The 21041-nt window shown below is 45.2% G+C and carries 18 protein-coding genes; 8 read left to right on the top strand and 10 right to left on the bottom strand.

Annotated elements, in window-relative coordinates:
* Positions 1-31 precede the first annotated feature (31 nt).
* From RBH92_RS04775 to rffA, 5 genes are all read left to right on the top strand, one after another.
* The gene (locus RBH92_RS04775) at positions 32-631 is read left to right on the top strand and encodes a ubiquinone biosynthesis accessory factor UbiJ (RefSeq protein ID WP_307933494.1); all 600 of its coding nucleotides are present in this window, start codon (positions 32-34) and stop codon (positions 629-631) included.
* Positions 632-736: 105 nt separating this feature from the next.
* Positions 737-2251: a ubiquinone biosynthesis regulatory protein kinase UbiB gene (ubiB, locus tag RBH92_RS04770; protein ID WP_307933493.1), complete on the top strand. Its 1515-nt coding sequence runs from the start codon at positions 737-739 to the stop codon at positions 2249-2251.
* A gap of 60 nt (positions 2252-2311) precedes the next feature.
* Positions 2312-2773 carry a GtrA family protein gene (locus RBH92_RS04765; RefSeq protein WP_307933492.1) on the top strand — a complete coding sequence of 154 codons (462 nt, stop codon included), beginning with the start codon at positions 2312-2314 and terminating at the stop codon, positions 2771-2773.
* Positions 2774-2940: 167 nt separating this feature from the next.
* Positions 2941-3963 (top strand): IS110 family RNA-guided transposase, encoded by a 1023-nt coding sequence (locus RBH92_RS04760; protein ID WP_074722071.1) that lies wholly within the window; start codon positions 2941-2943, stop codon positions 3961-3963.
* Between the two features lie 306 nt (positions 3964-4269).
* On the top strand, positions 4270-5379 hold the full coding sequence (rffA, locus tag RBH92_RS04755) for a dTDP-4-amino-4,6-dideoxygalactose transaminase (RefSeq protein WP_307933491.1): 1110 nt from the start codon (positions 4270-4272) through the stop codon (positions 5377-5379).
* Positions 5380-5498: 119 nt separating this feature from the next.
* Here the strand turns inward: rffA and RBH92_RS04750 are convergent, their stop codons facing one another.
* The 6 genes from RBH92_RS04750 to RBH92_RS04725 form a co-directional block, all read right to left on the bottom strand.
* Positions 5499-7025, bottom strand: a complete 1527-nt coding sequence (locus RBH92_RS04750; RefSeq protein WP_307933490.1) for a hypothetical protein — start codon at positions 7023-7025, stop codon at positions 5499-5501.
* Between the two features lie 85 nt (positions 7026-7110).
* A complete protein-coding gene (locus RBH92_RS04745) occupies positions 7111-7818 on the bottom strand; it encodes a WbqC family protein (protein ID WP_307933489.1) in 708 nt (235 codons plus the stop codon).
* A gap of 836 nt (positions 7819-8654) precedes the next feature.
* Positions 8655-9617 carry a glycosyltransferase family 2 protein gene (locus RBH92_RS04740; RefSeq protein WP_307933488.1) on the bottom strand — a complete coding sequence of 321 codons (963 nt, stop codon included), beginning with the start codon at positions 9615-9617 and terminating at the stop codon, positions 8655-8657.
* The gene (locus tag RBH92_RS04735; protein ID WP_307933487.1) at positions 9614-10780 is read right to left on the bottom strand and encodes a class I SAM-dependent methyltransferase; all 1167 of its coding nucleotides are present in this window, start codon (positions 10778-10780) and stop codon (positions 9614-9616) included. Before RBH92_RS04735 ends, RBH92_RS04740 begins: the two co-directional genes overlap by 4 nt.
* Positions 10777-12219, bottom strand: coding sequence for an NAD(P)-binding protein (locus RBH92_RS04730; RefSeq protein WP_307933486.1), 1443 nt, complete (start codon positions 12217-12219; stop codon positions 10777-10779). The genes RBH92_RS04735 and RBH92_RS04730 overlap by 4 nt, the downstream gene beginning before the upstream one ends.
* Before the next feature lie 15 nt (positions 12220-12234).
* Complete coding sequence (locus tag RBH92_RS04725; RefSeq protein ID WP_292925529.1) at positions 12235-12936, bottom strand: WbqC family protein; 702 nt, start codon at positions 12934-12936, stop codon at positions 12235-12237.
* 378 nt (positions 12937-13314) lie between these two features.
* On the opposite strand from RBH92_RS04725, the gene RBH92_RS04720 reads away from it, so the two are divergent.
* Complete coding sequence (locus tag RBH92_RS04720; protein ID WP_307933485.1) at positions 13315-13623, top strand: (2Fe-2S) ferredoxin domain-containing protein; 309 nt, start codon at positions 13315-13317, stop codon at positions 13621-13623.
* 36 nt (positions 13624-13659) lie between these two features.
* A complete protein-coding gene (locus RBH92_RS04715; RefSeq protein ID WP_307933484.1) occupies positions 13660-14298 on the top strand; it encodes an alpha/beta hydrolase in 639 nt (212 codons plus the stop codon).
* A gap of 23 nt (positions 14299-14321) precedes the next feature.
* Here RBH92_RS04715 and RBH92_RS04710 read toward each other — a convergent pair whose 3' ends face one another.
* Genes RBH92_RS04710 through RBH92_RS04695 form a run of 4 tightly spaced genes read right to left on the bottom strand, consistent with a single transcriptional unit; the run spans position 14322 to position 18512 of the window.
* A complete protein-coding gene (locus RBH92_RS04710; protein ID WP_292925526.1) occupies positions 14322-14954 on the bottom strand; it encodes a response regulator in 633 nt (210 codons plus the stop codon).
* Positions 14947-16404 carry a hybrid sensor histidine kinase/response regulator gene (locus tag RBH92_RS04705; protein ID WP_307933483.1) on the bottom strand — a complete coding sequence of 486 codons (1458 nt, stop codon included), beginning with the start codon at positions 16402-16404 and terminating at the stop codon, positions 14947-14949. Before RBH92_RS04705 ends, RBH92_RS04710 begins: the two co-directional genes overlap by 8 nt.
* 6 nt (positions 16405-16410) lie before the next feature.
* Positions 16411-16857 (bottom strand): response regulator, encoded by a 447-nt coding sequence (locus RBH92_RS04700; RefSeq protein ID WP_307933482.1) that lies wholly within the window; start codon positions 16855-16857, stop codon positions 16411-16413.
* 17 nt (positions 16858-16874) lie between these two features.
* Entirely contained in the window at positions 16875-18512 is a 1638-nt protein-coding gene (locus tag RBH92_RS04695) for a sensor histidine kinase (RefSeq protein WP_307933481.1), read from the bottom strand.
* Between the two features lie 754 nt (positions 18513-19266).
* Between RBH92_RS04695 and RBH92_RS04690 the strand changes: the two genes are divergently transcribed.
* Positions 19267-20985: a methyl-accepting chemotaxis protein gene (locus RBH92_RS04690; protein ID WP_307933480.1), complete on the top strand. Its 1719-nt coding sequence runs from the start codon at positions 19267-19269 to the stop codon at positions 20983-20985.
* Positions 20986-21041 lie beyond the last annotated feature (56 nt).

The raw sequence follows: 21041 nt of genomic DNA, 5'->3' as shown, positions 1-21041 counted from the left end.
CGAACATTACGATCTTTTTTTCTCACATATAATGCTGGCAGCCGTTGCAATTAATCCCGTCAACCATGTACTACGTTGCGAAGCTTGGGCAGGCAAGCGATTACAAAAGCACTCAGGCAAAACGATCTGTATCAAGATACCTCCCTTGATTACGCTTGGGATGTTGATTGATGCCGCAGGGGAAATGCAACCGGCGGAAAATGAAAGCAACGCCGACACCACATTGGTACTGGCGCACCCGGTATTGTTCAGATTACTTGCAGGTGATGCTAAAGTTTTCGATCAAATAACAACGATGGGTGATCAAGCGCTGGCGGAAGAATTGCTCGATATCGGCAGGCAAATTGATTTAAGCGTAATCTTCGAAAATGATTTGAGCAATGTAGTCGGCGACATCCCGGCACATCGCATCTCACAAACCGGCAAGAATTTTGTTCAGTGCCAAATTGACAATGTTGATCGTTTAACCCGGTCGCTGAAAGATTACCTGACTGAAGAGACTAATATCTTAACCAAATCCGTTGCTACCCGGCAGCTGGCTGAGGAAATAGCAAATTTGCAGATGGAAGCAAAAGCGCTGGAGCAGCGATTAAACCGGCTGACACAGCGAATTTTTCCATTGAGCGAATGATACAAACGGCAATGAACACCGAAAATTATGTAATTATGAATAATAGTTCGCGATGCACAAACTGACTCGCTGGATTCAAAGCTCGCCCCCGATTTCTAATCATTCATGCGCTTATTCCGCCTCCTAAAAATTTTATACGTTGCGTTTCAATCCGGATTGGACGAATTCGTTCTGAGTCATAGCCGGTTGCAATTTTTGCGTGTCATTGTCAGAACCGTGACTTTTTGGCGCAAACTGGATAAACCACGCGGAGAACGTTTACGTTTGGCTTTAACGGCGCTGGGTCCGATCTTTGTTAAATTCGGACAGATGCTATCCACCCGGCGCGATTTGCTGCCACAGGATATCGCCGATGAACTGGCCAAACTGCAAGACCAGGTACCTCCGTTTTCTTCCGATTTGGTAGTGACCACGCTAGAAGCGGAATATGGCCAAAAGGTTGATGAGGTTTTTTTCAAGTTTGATCTGACACCGCTCGCCAGCGCGTCCGTAGCGCAAGTTCATTTGGCGATATTACACAATGGCACCGAAGTGGCAGTCAAGATTTTGCGCCCCAATCTGTCAACCATTATTGCACATGATGTTGCCTTGATGGATACCGGCGCTTGGTTGGCCGAGATGCTGTGGTCGGATGGTAAACGCCTGAAATTGCGCCAAGTTGTCTCGGAATTTGCCAGGCATTTGGACGATGAGCTTGATTTAATGCGCGAAGCCGCTAATTGCAGCCAGTTACGCCGCAATTTCCTGGATTCTCCGCTCCTGCTGGTTCCGGAGGTCTATTGGGATTTCTGCCGCAACAATGTGATGGTCATGGAGCGTGTCAAGGGGATTCCGATCAGCCATGTCGATGAGCTGAAAGCACAAGGTATCGATATCCCTCAGTTGGCACGAGTTGGCGTGGAAATATTTTTTACGCAGGTATTTCGTGACGGCTATTTCCATGCGGATATGCATCCCGGCAATATCTTTGTCGGCAATGACGGCCGCTACATTGCGGTTGATTTCGGTATCATGGGTACATTGAGCGATCAGGATAAAAATTATCTCGCGCAAAACTTCCTGGCTTTTTTCCGGCGCGACTACGCACGAGTAGCGCAAGCGCATGTCGAAGCCGGCTGGGCTCCCAAAGATACTCGGGTGGATGATTTTGAAGCCGCCATTCGAGCCGTCTGCGAACCTATTTTCGACAAACCGCTGAAAGAAATTTCATTTGGGCGCGTTTTGCTGCAGTTATTTCAAGCTTCCCGGCAATTCAATGTCGAGATCCAACCGCAACTGGTTTTATTGCAAAAAACATTACTTAATATCGAAGGCTTGGGACGTGATCTGGATCCCGATTTGGATTTGTGGAAAACAGCCAAACCCTTTCTGGAAAACTGGATGTCCGAACAAATCGGCTGGCGCGGATTCACTAGCCGTGCTCAAAAAGAAGCGCCTAACTGGGCCGTTATCATGCCGGAGTTCCCCCGCCTCATTCATCAGGCATTGGCGGAAAATCGCAACCATGAATTGGAAAAAAGAATGGCCGATTTAATTATTGAAGAAAAACGCCAAAACCGGTTGCTTGCTCTTATTGCGATCCTGCTCGCCGGACTGCTTGCCTGGCAAATATTTCAGTAACCTCGCGGATTCATTTTTTTGTAAGATTCATGTGTAAAAATAATACGCAGTTTTCACCCGATGCATCACGTGGTTCAGCCGGATATCTGCAATCCCAATGACAGTAAAATGTTACTTTTGACAAAATCTTTCAAACAACTGTTTTATTATGGGATGATTGGCATCATCACCAATTTAAGCTGGTATGCGGTCTATCTGTTAATTACGTCTTTTGGCGCAGAACCCAAGCTGGTGATGTCTATACTATATTTTTGTGGCGCAACTACCAGTTATTTAGCCAATCGCAAATGGACGTTTCAACATACCGGACATTGGGTGAATTCGACGATCCGTTACGTTATTGCGCATATAATGGGTTACACGCTTAATTTTCTGTTACTTCTGATATTTGTTGATTATTATCATTATCCGCACCAATGGGTACAGGGTATTGCTATTTTTATAGTCGCTGGTTTTTTATTCATTACGTTCAAATTTTTTGTTTTCAGTGAGAATTCAGATAGTCAAAAAGTCAGTCAATAACAAAACAAGCCACTTTTCTTCAGAGGAGATGGTATGGACGCTTCCCTCCCTACGGGGAGTCGGGGTAAGCAATACGAATTAAGTTAGAGCCCCTCGCGGACCTGACGGCATCTACGTGCCAAGGTGGGGATAATAGAATCTTTCCACAAACGGACGGAGGGGCTGAAATGAATTTTACGACATATGGGTTGGATATCGCAAAGCGAGCTTTTCAACTGTACTGGGTAACACACGAGAATGGCGAGATACACAACCGCAAGTTTGGCAAGCAAGAACTGCTGGAGTTTCTGGCGCAACGTGAAGCTGGATTGATTGCAATTGAAGCGTGCGGTAGTGCCCACTGGTGGCGGCGCAAATTGATGGCACTGGGGCATGAAGTCAGATTAATTCACGCCAAGTTTGTCCGGCCTTTTGTGCAAGGCAACAAGACCGATGCGGCAGATGCTAAGGCAATCTGGACAGCGGTACGGCAACCGGGGATGCGGACGGTAGCCGGTAAAACAGAAGATCAACAAGCGATGTTGGCACTACACCGGATGAGATTATCGCTGATCAAGTTCCGCACCATGCAGGTGAATCAACTGCGCGGATTACTCTACGAGTTTGGTGTTACGTTGAAAGGTGGCCGACAAGCAGGCGTGGCAGAAATACAACAACGCATGATTGAACTAGAAGAAATCGTGCCTACCATGCTATTCAAAGCTACTAAGGAGCAGTTAAGGCGTATTGATGAAATTGAGGCTGATGTTCAACACATTGAGCGCAGAATCAAAGATTGGCAAAAACAACAAGCCGCTTGTAGGAAGGTTGCTGAGATTCCAGGTGTGGGAATGCTGACGGCAACCGCCTTGGTCGCGACGATGGGTGAAGCAAATTGCTTCAAATCTGGACGGGAGTTTGCTGCTTTTGTAGGGCTTGTTCCAAGGCAAAGTGGCACGGGCGGTAAGGTCAAGCTGTTAGGTATCAGTAAAAGAGGCGACACGTATTTACGAACTTTGCTGATCCATGGCGCCAGAGCAGTCATGTTCATCGCCAAAGATAAAGGCGCGTGGAGCGAAGCACTGCTGCATAGGCGTCCGACGAATGTGGCCATTGTTGCGATGGCTAACAAGATGGCACGAACGGCGTGGGCGATTTTGGCGCACGATCGAGAGTACCAAAAGGGTTATGTGAGCCAAGAGCCCACATAACAAAGAACAACCACTAAAAAGGAGTGGAATGCTGATAGGTTGCGCAGGTAGATAAACCCGTGTGATGGCGAAACAGGTCGGACCGCAAGAACGTGAACCTGCATGGCGTTAAGTGCTTTGAGCACGACAAGGAGATGAGGGCGTTCTTGGCGAATTCCATCAGGGCCCGCAGATAGAAATCCAATCTGCAATAAGGCCGGATATAAGACTGCAGCCGATTCTTCGTATCGCTAAAACACGAAATATCTCTTGCCAGACCGGGAGGCGTCCATATAAAATGCCATGATCCCCTTTAACAAACCTCACATGTCCGGCAAAGAGCTCTACTACATTGCGGATGCGCATTTTCACAATATCCTTGCGGGCGATGGTCCTTACACGAAGCGATGTCATCAATGGCTCGAGTCTCATACCGGCAGCGCAAAAGTACTGTTAACCCATTCTTGCACAGCCGCTTTGGAAATGTCTTCGTTGTTATTGAACATACAGCCGGGCGATGAAATTATCATGCCTTCCTACACTTTTGTTTCGACAGCCAATGCATTTGTACTTCGAGGCGGTGTTCCGGTTTTTGTCGATATTAGACCGGATACCTTAAATATTGATGAAAACCTGATAGCCGATGCCATCACAGAACGCACCAAAGCCATTGTTCCCGTCCACTATGCCGGAGTATCGTGCGAGATGGACACCATTTTACCCATTGCCAAGCAACACAATATCAAAATAGTCGAAGATGCCGCGCAAGGCGTGATGTCCACGTATAAAGGGCGCGCGCTTGGAAGCATCGGCGATCTTGGCGCTTACAGCTTTCATGAAACCAAAAATGTTATTTCCGGAGAAAGCGGATGCATCCTCATTAATGATCCATCTTTATCATTGCAAGCCGAAATTATTCGAGAAAAAGGCACCAATCGCACGCAATTTTTTCGGGGCCATGTAGATAAATACACCTGGCAGGATGTTGGCTCCTCCTTCTTGCCGGGAGAATTGATATCGGCGTTTTTATGGGCGCAACTCGAAGTCGCCGAACAAATTACCCAGCAGCGCATTGACATATGGAATGAATACCACCGGTTACTTGAATCACTGGAAAACCGCGGTTTGTTACGCAGACCGATTATCCCTGACCATTGCCAACATAATGCGCATATGTATTATGTACTATTATCGGAAAATCTACCGCGCGACGAAATTTTGCAAAAAATGAAATCCCGAGGAATCGGTGCGATTTTTCACTATATTCCGCTGCATTCATCGCCAGCCGGTAAAAAATTCGGACGGACATCCGGCGAGCTGATTAACACCGACTCCTGCGCTGAACGGGTCATTCGACTACCACTTTGGATAGATCTCAACTTCAATCAGCAACAAGAAATTGTGATTGCATTAGAAGATGCGATTCTAAACTCTTAATAACGTCGCGGTTATTTCCATTCATACCAATAACCGCCCACATTCTCTTAGCATGACACTTCCGGCTATATCTTGATCGTTGATGCTCATGCGTTTGAATCATCACTTATCCCGCGACATTACTGTCGAAGTTCTGCAGTACGTTTTGCCGAGCACGACGCGGGATCGTCTTTATCTCCAAGTTCGATTTCATATAACCACCAAGAACCGCTATGCGTTACATATTTGACTGTGCATTCCGCCGTTTCAATGATTTTTGAATCGATGCCATCCTCAGATCGAACAAGAAAATAATCATAAAGCCAGCCTTTATTAGTTTTCCAGTCAAAAGCCCCAGGCTGCCATGCAAATTGTGAGGACACTGCTACCGCAGCATCGGGTTTATGTCTAACCAGCAAGCCAAACTGAGAAAAACTGAAGTCCACTGCTCCGGAATGTTCCGCCTGATACCAGGATGCAAAATGCAAATACATGGGCAATCTGAAAATAGCGCTCTGGTTATCGTAAATGAGCCCCAATACGCGTTTTTGCGGTTGCATCCTTGCTTCAATATCCCGGTAACCTTGTGATTCCTTATCGAAGTTCGCAAACTGAAAGCAGAGCAATACGATGAGCGTTACAGGAACGACAGCCAGCAAGGCACGAAGTAAAGATCCATATTTTACAGAACGTGTCGTGGACGCCGGTTTTGTCATAATTACAAGCAACATCGGGACAGCGTACAATGAAAAACGATTATACGTAAAAAAATTTCCTAAAATAAAATTAGGCCCAACCATCATCCATAGCAGGTAAGCTAAAAATACCATTTGCCTTGGTCTATCGTTGGTAATGCGGGCACCGAGCAGAAACGGCAGAGCGAGAAGCAGTAAAGCAATAACCGCATTTATTCTGCCGGAAGTCAACCCAACCGCAGTCGCCAGTAATTCAATCGGTCTATAAATACTGAGCCCCCAAGGCCCCTCGCCGCTGGCTTGCCCACCTTCACTTACCCACGCGATTAAATAAATAATAACAACCGGTAATGGACTGATAAAAGGCAATGCTGCCAGTAATTTCTGTTTCCACTGTAAACGGCCGGCAATGACATATAAAAATGCCAATCCGCAACCAAAAGCAGCTACAAGCAAATGAATTGGCAGCAAGGCAAATGAAAACAAAGCTAACCACAGCCCTGATTTTAGTCTCGGTGCTTCCGCGTATTTAAACGCGGACAACAAAAATAGCAAAACAAATGGTGCACCGATAATGAAATTAAAAAAACCCCATTGAAATGCAAAACCGTAACCGATTGGGAGCAACAACCAATCCCATCTGGGATCGCCACCGAAGTGGGCGCGGATTAGCGATGCAACGAACGGTGTAGCAATCACAGCTAAAGCTATCAATAGCTTGATTGCCACCAGGATGGGCAGGAATTGACTTGCTCCCCAAAGGATTAAATAACCGCCTAAATAAGGACGGACCCAATCGACATAATAAAGATCATGATAAGGAAAATCCGGCAGCGAGAGATTATTGAGCGTAGCAATTGCCGCGGCATGCTGCGGCACATCAACCATTGGCGGATAATGTGAAAATAATAAAGGCGACGCTGCCAGGACACAAAATGCATAAAATAGAATTCGTTCGGTTGATAATTTCATTTAATTCCAGTAAAGAATTGTCTTTGAAGAACTGTGTTAGGCATCGTCAGATAATGAATAAACTATAATCTCTAACATTGTACTGTTAGCTGACAACATTTGCAGTCGGTTTGACAAATTTCATGAGTGATCCTGCTGAACTTCCGGTATTAAATATAAGATCGAGGATGGATACACCATGTTCGAAAGGGCTACCCATCTGCGGATATTCCGGGTAACCCGAGTAATCCATCCATTCAACTTTGATGTTTTCCTTTTCAAACAACGATTCATCCAGGTACGATCTGGCTGCCGGCCCGCTCAAGTAACAATCAGCACCGGCTGCCTTACATAGCGCTAACAGCTTTTCCGATTTATCACCACCATAGCTATAATCGGACGATCGGGTGATTCTGGTGCCAATTCCAAGAAAATTACTAATTGCGCGGATAAACTCAGCATTGATTTCACTCAAATAAGCTGATCGTGCCGATTGGTACATTTCTCCGACAAACTCGGCTGTATCGCGGAATGCCGATGCACGGCCGTAACTCATTTGCAGTGTCTTCCAATGTTTAATATTCCAATCACCAAAGGATATCTTCACATCGCAAATTCTGTCAGAACGGCTGTGATTTACTGGAATAGTTAACCACTGTAATTGACCATTTACTTTGATCTTATTTCTGTTTCGCCAATCACGCGTGGTAAATTGCACGTCGTCATATAGGATAAATTCATCAACCGCAGCTATGATGTCGAAGTAACCCTTCCATGGAATATAATTCGACTGTAATATCGCAACCTTTCTCAATTGATCTCCTCTCTAAACAAACAAATAAATACATTAATAAATACATCGTGCAGCGCTACAACAAGATTGCGACAAACTTAACTACTAACTTTAACTTCTTCGGCATCCCAGCATATCCCACTTAAGATTCGAATCAATTCAGCGAACGAAGATGAATAATCTTCGCAACCGGATGCGCAAAGCTCGCGGCCTGGATTTTAAACCAAAGCCCACAAACATTTTTGAATTCTCCAGTTTAGAAAACAATCCATCCGTTATCGGTTTGATCAACGGTTGATATCGACAATCGTTGTGATAGGAAATAAACAGAGTTGATTAGATAAATCCTGTATTGCTACCCCGATAACCGGCATGATGGGGTTGATTCGGATTTTTTGGATACTTAAATGCTTTTAAGTCTGATGGTTCGAAAAGATTTTTGTTCTTTTAAAACCGGATGGCGATTGATCGCTCGGATTAAGCATGGCTTTCGAGGCGAACGACAATGAAATTGTTTTATTTCTCAGATGATTATCACAACCACAATCGTGTTGCAAACCCTATGCCGGTTACACTACTGCTGACAATGAGCGCATTGCAGTACCTCTGGTTTTCTCTTCTTTGAGGAGAACAAACTCAGAAAGATAATATTCGGATTCAATTCGACGTGAAGCTTGATAACTTCTTTTGTTGAATGAAAATTTGCCAATGGAAATACGGATAGGAACCGGATGCAGTAGAAACAACGGCTTGAATGATGCTGCGCAGACACCCCAGATTCCTGTCTCAGCACAGGTCCGATAAAGCGGGATCGCTTGAATATCGAAATTATTTGAAACGGTTTCTCAGGATCAGCTCTAACTGCCAGACTGTTGGTCTTCGGATATATTGATCGTTTGACGCACCAGAAACAGAGGTCTGTTCTTTACTTCGGTGTAAATATTGGATATGTATCGTGCAATCAATCCCAATGAAATGAGATTAATGCTTCCAAAAAACAGGACTGATAAGATAATGGTGGTAAAACCAGGCAGGATATTCTCAAACAGGTACAAATAAAGATAATGCAGTGACAAAATACCGGTCAGGCCCAGGATAATCAGTCCGCTGTAAAATAAAATATTCAGCGGATTATTTGAAAGATCCAGCAGCACATCAATAGCAAGATTGACCCGTTTTATCGTATTGTAGTTACTTTTACCCCATGCGCGCTTGTTATTCGGCACTTCGATCACCTTATGTTTCATGCCGATATCGTTGATGATAGCAACGATAGTCCGGACCTTCTCGGGATAGCGCTTAAAATATTCCGCTACCCTCCGGGTAAATATCCTCATCATCAACTGGCTTCTGATGATATCCACCTTCATTACCATGCGCATGAATTTCCAGAACAACCATGATGTCGCTTCATCAACCCAATTGTTCCGGCTAACCGATGTCGTATAAATAATGTCGTACCCCTGCTGCACGGTTTGGTACAGCAAGGGAATTGCCTCTGGTGGATTTTGCAAATCGCCATCCATAATCAATACATAGTCGCCGCGCGCATAATGAATGCCGGCGCTCATGGCAACCTGTTGCCCGAAATTCCGGCTCAGTGCAATGGATTTAACGTGAGGATCTTCTTCAGAAAGCGTTTGCATGACATACAGCGAATCATCTTTGCTGCAATCATCCACCAGAACTATTTCATACGTAACGCCCATTCCTTCCAGCACTGTTCTCAGCCTGTTGACCAGTTCCCGCACCATCGGTGCAGCATTATAGATTGTTGCGACCACCGATAATTGCGGTGAACCGGCTTGTTGCGCTGTCATGATGCTGTTCCGCGCGCAATCTCTGAAAGAGTATAAGTTTTTATTTGGTTATCGAAGTTTGCATGAATTTTTTTCTGAATGACATCACCGAACGTTAAGCTCATGATCAACATATGCGTAACCGGTTTTTTCTGCAGATCGGCAAAATTCTCAATTGTCACCGGTACACCGTCGAACTCCCGATAATGCCAGTGATTAGTATCATCGAAAAAACGAAAACCAGAAAAACGGCCAGTCATGGCAATATACGGCAACGTGCGCAATGGCACATAAAATCCAAGACTTGCAGATTTGTCCGCCAGAATATCCGTTACTAACTGATCAAAGGTTGAAAGCGCACGCTTCGCCAGCTCCGGGAAACGGTCATGTGATGAAAAATCAACAGCAGCTTCCGGCTGCTCAGTTGCCGCAGCTTTTGAACGTCGCGCTGCGGCGTACAGCGATCCGCCATAGCCGGCCTTGATAACGCTCAGCACATCAAAGCCGGCGCTGCGTAACATCGCCGATAGCGAATCTTCCGTAAAATAATTAAGATGTTGATGCATCGCCATCGAAATATCTCCGATTTCGATGCTTTCGGTTGCATCCGGCACATTGACGATGACGATTCCATCCGGATTCAAGTTTTCCCGGATTTGCTGGAGAAATTCCAGCGGCTTGTGAATATGCTCAAGCACGTCTACATGAAATGCCAGGTCGAACTTTTCTGTGACCAGCGGCGTCGGGAAGAAAGCCGTTACCACTTTCACCCCTTTCTTTGCACCTTCTTTTGCGGCAAACGGGCTTGAATCAACGCCAACCACATCGTAACCCCGCTTCATCAGTCCTTCGAGAATGACACAGCCGCCGCAACCGATTTCCAGCACCTTGTGAATTCCGGGATTATCGGCGAGCACTTTGTCAAGGAAACGCACAAAATCCACCCCGTATTGCCTGGCAATTTCATAGGTATCCTGCAGATAGCCAATGTTATATTCCTGCTGATAGATTTTTTCCAGGGCTTCCAACACAGCTTCGTTTCGTTTCTGAATCACCAGCCCGAATTCCGGCCGCTGGGAAAATTCAAACGGGTAGAAATCCTCGACAATGTTGCTGCGAGGTTCTCCGGACGGGCTTAATCGCCAGTAAAAGGGCAATTTTTCAATGGTAACGCTATTCATCATTTGTTTTCACCTGTAAAAGTTTTTTCAATAACTGAGAAGGCATGATTCAAAATGTCCGGGATAAAAAACAAATCATCACTTGCCATGATCCCTGTCACTGCTATATTTTTCATTTTTTTGCTGAGCACCCGTTTTTTAATTTCTCCGATAGCGGTTACATTAGCTATCGACGGTAATGGAAATTCGCCCCCCTTGTTCTCAATCGCCGAGAATTTAAGCGCATGTTTTTCGGTAATCACACCAAAGCGACGCAACTCATCCAATGCCAAGGCAAGGCATTGTTCATCTGACAAATTTTTAGCATCTAACCCCAAACGGGAAGGCCAAAGCTCGACGCAAACCGGAAAGCCATCGACTGCCGCAGCCGGACAATAATTCACATAATTCGTAACGCGGAATGCCGCAAAACCCGGGTCGTAACAATAAAAATAATAAAGCCGATCCATCAGCGGCATCTGATCGAACACGAAATTAGCGAAAACGACTCTCGTTCCAGCGGGCTTACCAATACCGGACATATCAGTACCTAGCGCATGCCCCAAACTCGGCCAGCCTATCGACCAGAACAATGTTTGAACCGGAATCTTCCGGGAATCGCCTTTCTTATCGTTAATTGTAATCGAATCCACTTGATCATCAGAACAATGCAATGACATTCCGGCGATATTCGTCAAAATCTCCACCCCGCGCTGTTGCAAGGTATCCACCAATCGATCGACATAGTGCTTCATACCAAACCGCTTGGGATATAACGCTTTCTGATGATTGGTACGGTATGGCGGCAGATTCAGTTGATCCGGAAATGCTAAGCGCGACCGTATCCGATCGGACTTCATCAAGTCAAGCATCGTATCGGGATCGAACAGGATAACCCGTTCCAAGGCTGATGCTTTAACCGCAAATCGATCGATAGCTTCGATATCAACCCTATACAAAGATTGAATAAGCGGTCGATGCACTGACTCAACGATTTCGTTACCAAATTGATTCAACAAGAACTGCCATCCAGAACGCCCGCAATCTTTAACGCTCCCTCCGAGATTAAACATAAAGTCGCCAAGCAATCGCTTCTTCTCAACATCGTCAAAGGATCTAAGGTCAACGTAATGTGAATAATTCTGCAATCGCCCCCGGAAATACAAACCGGCAATATCCTTCTCGTTATTTTCATGAATGTGCCAGTCCCGTTCATCCATCACTTCACGGTAAAGATTATCGACATCAGGATTGCAAGACTCATAGATAAGGTGCATTCCGTAATCAAATAGCCTGCCGTCAGGATATTCGATACTTTGGTACATGCCACCCGGCCGGTCGGCTCTGTCGAAGATAACCACCCCGATATCCGGATCAAGCTGTTTAATCCGAAGCGCCATCATCAGACCGGTCATCCCCGCGCCTGCAATAACAACTTTACCTTTCGTCACGCTTTCGATCATAAAACAACTCCCCCATTAACTGTGTGCTATCGGTTTGACAAACTTCATAAATGACCCGGCTGAACTTCCGGTATTAAAAATCAGATCGAGGATGGATACGCCATGCTCAAACGGCCCCTCCATCTGCGGATATTCCGGATAACCCGAGTAATCCATCCATTCAACAGTGATTTTTTCCTTCTCAAATAATGATACATCCAGGTAAGACTTCGCTGCTGGCCCACTCAAGTAACAGTCAGCGCCAGCCGCCTTGCATAGCGCAACCAGCCGCTCCGACCTTTCCCCGCTGCAGTGATAATCGGACGATTGCGTCATCATCGTATCAATACCAAGAAAGCGATTGATCGAGCGGATAAAATCCACGTTGATTTCGCTTAAATAAAGCGACCGTGGCGACCGGTACAGTTCTTCAACAAATTCCGCTGTTTCCCGGAATGCCGCTGCACGGCCATAATTGATTTGCAGCGTCTTCCAATGCTTGACGTGCCAGTTGTCAAAAGATACCTTCACATCGCAAATTTTGTCTGAGACGCTGTGGCGCACCGGGATCGTTAACCACTGCACTTGACCATTCACCTTGATCTTGTTTCTGTTGCGCCAGTCGTTTTTCGTATATTGCACGTCATCATAGACGATAAACTCATCGACTGCGGCAATGATGTCAAAGTAGCCTTTCCAAGGAATATAGTTCGACTGCAATATCGCAACCTTCTTCATGTTATATATCCTGGTTAGCCGGTTTCACTCTTACATGCAAATCCACGGCGCCGCAAAATGCGCTCGCAGCATTAGGAATGCTATCGTCATACGGAATTCTGGAAAATACTGCTTTTCAACTGATTATGTTCAACCGGTTCGCTGACAAACGTTATCGCTAACATTTGCGCGTTTTGAAAAAAGGACACACGCTATAAATTCCCTGCGAAAGTACTGGAATTCAACGGGTTTGTCAAATCAGCAAATCAGCTCTCCGGAGTAGACAATATCGTTTCCAATCAACGACAAATCCCGCATCCATGATAGAACACCTGCCTGTTCAGGAATCAGTCAAATTGCGTTAAACTAACCGTATTCGTTTCCATCACTGACATACCCATGAGCTATTACCAATATCATGTCTTTTTCTGCACCAATCAGCGTGAAGGCGGCGCAGCATGTTGTAATAATTTTTGCGCTCAAGAGCTGCGCGATTATGCCAAGCAACGTATTAAATCGTTAAAGCTGGATGGCAAAAAGAAAATTCGCGTCAATACTGCCGGTTGTCTGGATCGCTGTGACGAGGGGCCGGTCATTGTCATTTACCCGGAAGAAACTTGGTATACCTATATTGATAAAGATGACATTGATGAGATCATCGATGAGCATCTAATCAAAGGTAACATCGTCGAACGGCTCAAGATTTGATAACCAGCCGTCTCTACTGCTAACCGGGTAAATAACTTGTCAATTGCCCATCGAAAGTTTTTTATTAGCGGACCTGCCGGAAAACTCGAAGCCGTTCTGGGCGAACCTTCCTCGAATCCAAGAGGCATCGGCATCATTGCGCACCCTCACCCGCTTCATGGCGGAACGATGGACAACAAAGTTGTGCAGACTTTATTCACAACTCTGCTGGAACTGGATTTTATAACCGTCAAATTTAATTTCCGCGGTGTTGGTCAAAGCGAAGGTACTTTCGCACATGGAGCCGGCGAAACAGAAGACGCCGTGGCAGTCACGCAAGCAATCCGCGAACAATTCGGCAATCATTTTGCCGATCTGCCGCTACTCTTGGCGGGATTTTCGTTTGGGGGCGCCGTACAATTATTTGCCGCAAAAGAACTGGCGCCGGAATTTCTCATCTTGATTGCGCCTTCGGTCGCGAAACTGAATGCGCCGATGATCCCCGGCACCACGCAATGTGCTTTAATTATTCAGGGCGATAAAGATGACATCGTTTTGCCTCGGGAAGTACTGGCATGGGCCGAACCTGCATCACAACCCGTTGTCGTTATTCCGGGTGCCGGACATTTCTTTCATGGGAAATTAATGATGCTCAGAAGGCTGATTTGGAAGTACTTCTCAGAAAGAACACAATAACCACCTCACCACTGCTCAATCTATTATTCCACCAGCTTGTGTTGGATCGCATAGCGGACCAGCTGCGCATTATTCTTCATATTCATTTTTTCCAGTATGCGGGAACGGTACGTACTGACCGTTTTCACACTTAACGACAGCTTGCTGGCAATTGATGTTAAAGATTCACCGGCAACAATCAATTTGAATACATGAAATTCGCGGTCAGAGAAGGTCGTATGGAGTAACTCCGCGGAATCCATGGATGGATTAAACAATAGTTTTTCCGCCAACTCCGGATTCACATATTTTCCGCCCTTCGAGAGCCTTCTAATGACATGAATCAGTTGATCGGTCGGACTGTCTTTTGTTAAATATCCGGATGCACCCGAACGAATAGCCCGTATGGCGTATTCTTCTTCCGGATACATGCTCAGAACCAAAACACAGGATGACGCATTCGTGGAAATTATCCGCTTCAGGATGTCCAACCCGTTCATATCGGGCAGGTTGATATCCAGCAACGCCACGTCCCACTTGAACTCCCGTGCTTTCTTGATGATATCCTTACCATCCACCGCCTCGGCAATCACTTCGATATCATCCGTTTCGCTGAAAATTCTTTTTAAGCCGTCTCGAAATAAAGCATGGTCATCAGCAATCAAAACATTAATCATTTTTGCATTCCCCGTCACTGGTCGCCACCACCGCAAGCGGCAATCTCAATGTTACAACACTTCCTTCCGACGGACTTCCCATAATGTTTATTTTTCCACCCAGTTGCTGCGCTCTCTCATTCATGCCTATGATTCCAAAGGATTCAGGATTCAATATTTGAAATTCCGTAATTCCGACGCCATTATCCCTGATCGTTATCACCGCTTCACCGCTTTCTTCCGCCAGTTCAATGTCGACCCTGCTGGCTTGCGCATGCCGCGTAATGTTAATAAATATTTCTTGAATAATCCGGAAAATACTGGTTTCGTAACTTTTATTAAAACATGACAAATTAGCAACCATGGATTCCAAGTTACATTGGATATTGGTTCGCTGTTCAAATTCCCTGATCAACCATTCAATGGCGCCATATAACCCCAAGTTATCGAGTACATTGGGACGCAAATTGACCGATACCCGCCGCGCGGTTTCAATTGCTTCCCCGGTTAATTGATAAAGTGACTCGATCCGCTCATGCATGGGGTCTGCCGTAATTTTCTTGGAAAGCCAGTCCAAATCCATTTTCAGAACGGTTAACGTTCCTCCCAATACATCGTGAATTTCACGGCCAATCCGGGTTCTTTCCTCTTCCCTGACATCCTGCAAATGCGCTGTCAAATGCCGCAAATTCTCAATCATGCGCTTACGTTCCGTAATATCCTCTATCATACATAAGTAAGATATTTCATTGTTGGCTATGATTTCAAAAGGAACAATCGACATTTCGATCCAGATGACGGCCTTATCCGGGCGCAAGATTCGTTTCTCAATCTTGCAATCCTGTGACCGCTGCTTGATGAAAAGTTCAATATCCTTATGATAAGACGGCACATCTTCCGGGTATAAAATATCCGATTGATTACCCTTAAGCAAGTCATCCACGCTTCTGCCAGTGATCGCTGCATACCTGGGATTGACATCGTAATAATTGCCGGTTTGCAAGTTAATCAATGCAATGCCAAGCGGTGCTTTTTCAAAGATGGTCTGAAAACGCTGCTGGGCTTTCCGGACACCTTCTTCGATACGCTTTCGTTCAATCGAATAACGGATTACGCGAGCAAGAACGCCTTCTGTCAGACTGCCTTTAACGAGATAATCCTGCGCACCCGCTTTAATCGACTTGATCGCAAGTTTTTCATCATCGCGAAAAGACAATACGGCAATTGGAATACTGGTTGCCTGTTTGCGCAAGCGGTTAATGGTTTCAATCCCATCACTGTCAGGTAAAGTAAGGTCGGATAAAATCAAATCAAACGATTGTTCCTGAATGAACTGCAGTGCGGAACTTAACCGTTCGGCGTGAACAACGGAAACCTGATCGCCCATTGCTTGCTGCAAATCGCTCTGCACAAGAATGGCATCCGTTTCATTGTCCTCAATCAGCAGAATATGAATTTGGGAATTGGTCATACCCGGTCAAGATCTGCAAAGAATCGACGTGGAAAACCAGAACTCTTTGATGGATTTCGCAACTTCAATACATTCGTCGAAATTAACCGATTTTTTGATATAGCCATTCGCATAATTTTGAAAGGCAGCTTTAATATCCTGATCCGTAACGGAGGAAGTATAAACAATAACCGGGATGATTCTTAAATCAATATCGGCTTTCATTTCCGCCAAAAACTCGATGCCGTTTTTTCTAGGCATATTGAGATCCAGCAAAATAATATCGGGACGGGGCGCTTGAAGATATGGGTCTTGCTTTCTTAAAAACTCCAGCGCACAGACACCATCTTCAGCAACAAAAACCTCCGTATTTCCATCAGTGCATGCGAAAGCTTCTCGAACCAACATAGCATCTGTGGGATTATCGTCAACAATCAGGATCACGTTGGAGCAGTTTATTTTTTGATCGTTCATAACTATCTATTTTATTGTTATTTTGGAATTGAGAAATAAAATGACGATCCAACATTGGGTTCAGACTCCACCCATATCCTGCCGCCGTGGTGCTCGACCACTTTCTTACAAATCGCCAAGCCGATACCGGTACCTGAATAATCCTTGCGGCTGTGCAGCCGCTGGAACACCCGGAAAATTCGATCTAAATACTGCTCCTCTATGCCGATGCCGTTGTCGGTTATCGCAAAAACCCATTCATCCAGGTTTTCTTTGACCCCGACATGAACTTTAGGCGGATACACCCTTTTAAACTTGAGCGCGTTATTGATCAAGTTAGTAAATAACTGAATCAATTGAAAAGGAATTCCCTTAACCACGGGAAGCTTATCATGGGTCACGGTAGCTTCACACTCATCGATAACAATTGACAGATCAATCAGAACGTTACTTAACAGTTGGCCGCAATTGACTTCGACCATCGCTTGACTGGAATTTACCTGTGCATAGGTTAACAAATCGTCTATCAGCATCTGCATGCGATTTGCTCCGGCGACTGCATGAGCTATCAAATCGTTGGCTCGCTCATCCAGCCGATCGTTACAATATTTTTTCAACAACTGCACAAAACTGGTGATGGCACGCAACGGTTCCTGCAGATCGTGGGTAACGACATAGGCGAATTGCTCAAGCTCGTCATTGGAACGTGCCAGTTCCGCAACTTGATCTTCCATTTTGGCTTCCAACTTTTTATGCGCGGTCACTTCGGTACGGATTGCAACATATCGATAAGAGGAACCATTCTCATCAAGAAAGGGAATGATGGTGGTATCAACCCAGTAAAAACTGCCGTCTTTTGCGCGATTCTTGATTTCCCCCTTCCAGATTTTTCCTTTGGATATCGTCGACCACAAGTTACGAAAAAAATCCCTGGCGTGATAACCGGAATTGATGATCCGGTGATCTTGTCCGATCAATTCATCGGCTGAATACTTCGATACTGCGCAAAACTTCTGATTGACATATTGAATTTTTCCGCACGAGTCTGTAATCGCAACAATTGCATGCTCATTGATGGCTCGCTCGGTCATCCGGACATCATTCAGGCAAGCGAATTCCATGTCACGAAGCCTCTTTCTCTGCAACCAAGCACCGATATCCTGAGCAACGCTAGTAAGAAAATCCGGCACATTAAACCCCGCTTTGTTTGGATACTCAATGTGCTGATAAAAAATTCCCAATTGTCCGACAGTCTCGCCATCCACTTTAACCGGAACGGATAACTTATTTCCTAAGCTTCCCTTCGCCTCATCCTGAATAAAGAATCGATCACTAATTTCCAAGTAAGGAAAAACTTCATCGCTTGGTTGCCACACCATGGATACATGCATAATCAGCTTGCGAAATAGATCATCCGTGGAACAAGCAGCTTGCATCTCGCAAGAAATATTGTACAAGCAACCCAGAATTTGTAATCTTAAGTGGAACTCCGTGTCGATGCAGTTTAATGCGCCATTCTTTGTCTGCATAAGTCCGGAAACGAACTGAATTCTGGAAAAATTACTTCCACAATCCGGTTCGCCAGTTTCAGCTTCTGGCAGGGGTAAATCTGCAGAATCTAACCCGCTAAAAGGAATGAAATCATTAATCCTGCCGGATTCGTTTCGTAAATTCATTATGATCGACTTTGCTTAAAAATGAAGCTTAGGTTTATCTCTAAAAATATACAGTTATTGTCAACAGGCCGGATTGCAAGTTTTGAGAATCATTCGTAATAGTATCTACCTGATAATCTAAAAAATATAGGAATTTTCTGATTGATTGCATTTACTCTTTGATTCCGCCAGTTATATAAACCTACAACCAATAAGAATTTTTCCAACGAATTCTGAATAACTGGTTCCGCACACAACTTGCCGGGGCAAGTCGCGTTGAGCGGCATTTGTAAACCCGTCATCGCTATGATATATCCCACTTCCGGGTTCCATCCGCCTCGCATTTCATCTTGTTCGCCGAATTATTCAGCGTTCCCCTACACATCCAAGCCGATTTGGATTCAAATCAGACAAGTTTTCACTGATTACAATCAAGAAAAGAATATTTCAAGTTAATAGTAATTCAAATAATTTTCTGACCATCACCCGAAAACAAGGCAAGTTTCCAGGTTATTCTTAGAAATAACAGAACTCCTTCCAAAGTCTGGGTTCGATATCAGCGAATAACCTATTGATGATATAAATTCGATCGACAAGCATTTACTCATAGCGATATCGCCAATTACAAACACTGAGGCACCAGAATAAGATTATTCCTACTATAACTTCTTGATGTCTGTAATAAAAATAGAAACAACTGACAAAATATTTCTGATTCTCAAACCGTAAAACACAGCGTTAGTTAAATTCAGAATATTATTACAAGAGGTTAAACATGAGACTCAATCTTCCAGTTACAAACATTGAATACCCTATTACCGATGACACGCTGATTGTTTCCACCACCGATACCAAAGGCAGAATCACGTATATCAATCCGACTTTTATCGAAGTCAGCGGATTTTCTGAAGAAGAATTAATTGGCAAAGCACACAATATCGTTCGTCACCCCGATGTACCGCCAGAAGCTTTCGAAGACTTATGGAACACACTCAAGCAAGGTCAGCCATGGACAGGTCTCGTCAAGAACCGGCGTAAAAATGGAGATTTTTATTGGATTACTGCAAATGCAACACCCATCACAAAAAATGGCGTGGTGACGGGTTATCTTTCAGTGCGCACCAAGGCATCCCAGGAAGCGATCAATCAAGCCATACCGGTTTACCGCCAAATTCTGGAAGGTAAAGCCAAGCATCTAAAAATCGAAAAGGGCCAAGTCATTCGCACCGACTGGATCGGTAAATTATCAAGTCTTTTTAAAATGACCATCAGCAAACGAATCTGCCTTTTTATGGCAATCTCCGCGCTATTTTTGATGACGGTTGGCGGATTGGGCTGGTGGGGTCTTACGCAGTCTTCGATCTCAACCTTCAGCAATTCGATTGCTGGTGTCACTTTGGCTGGCTTATGCCTGATGTTCTATTTCGCTATCGATTTGACAAAGAACACCGTATCGCCGCTAAAACAAGCAATCAATGTCGCCAATACGATGGCCGCCGGTGATCTGACCCATAAGTTCACGATAAATCGCACGGATGAATTTGGTGAACTATCAAGAGCGCTATTGCAGATGAGTGTCAATTTACGCGCAACCGTCCTGGATGTGAAACAAAGCGCCGAATCCGTCCGTCAGGCAACCCAGGAAATTGCCGCTGGCAACTTCGATTTATCGCAGCGCACTGAAGAACAAGCTTCTTCCTTGGAAGAAACAGCGGCCAGCATGGAGGAATTAACCACCACAGTCCGCCAGAATACCGATAATTCCATTAGCGCCAATCAGCTTGCAAAAACCGCCAGCGATATTACCGCCAAAGGCGGCAGCATGATGAAAGAAGTTGTCACCACGATGTCGATGATCAGCGAAAGCTCCAGCAAAATTGCCGACATTATCTCAGTCATCGACGGCATTGCTTTCCAAACCAATATTTTGGCGCTGAACGCCGCTGTTGAAGCGGCACGGGCTGGTGAACAAGGACGCGGCTTCGCGGTGGTGGCTACCGAAGTTCGCAACCTGGCGCAACGTAGCGCCACCGCAGCGAAAGAAATCAAAGCGTTGATCGACGATTCCGTGAATAAAGTTACCGAAGGCACCGGATTGGTCGATCGGACCGGCAAGACCATGGATGAAATCGTCAGCGCGATCCAGCAAGTTACCGGAATAATGACCGAGATCACTTCAGCATCCAAAGAACAAAGCACCGGTATCGACCAAATGCATCAAGCGATCTCGCAGATGGATGAAGTCACCCAACAGAATGCCGCACTCGTTGAACAAGCAGCCGCCGCTGCCGCTTCTTTGGAAAGACAAGCCGGTGAACTGGTCGGAGCCACTTCCATCTTCAATGTTGCAAATAATAATCCGCAACAATCGGCCTCGGTTGTTCATCTGGCAAAAAAGAAAGCCACAAACCGCAGCAACATTGCCGGCAATCGATTCGAAAGAGATTTTAACCCGGCCTCTAACGAAAGAAATTTGATTGCGATGGGAGATTAAAAGATAACCTAAGGAAATGCTGATTGATTCAACGAATGAGATGAAGCACGAGGCGC

The organism is Nitrosomonas sp. sh817 (genome assembly GCF_030908545.1).
Classification (GTDB): Bacteria; Pseudomonadota; Gammaproteobacteria; order Burkholderiales; family Nitrosomonadaceae; genus Nitrosomonas.
The sequence above is the reverse complement of the archived record's forward strand: the minus strand, read 5'-3'. Positions and strand labels throughout refer to the sequence as shown.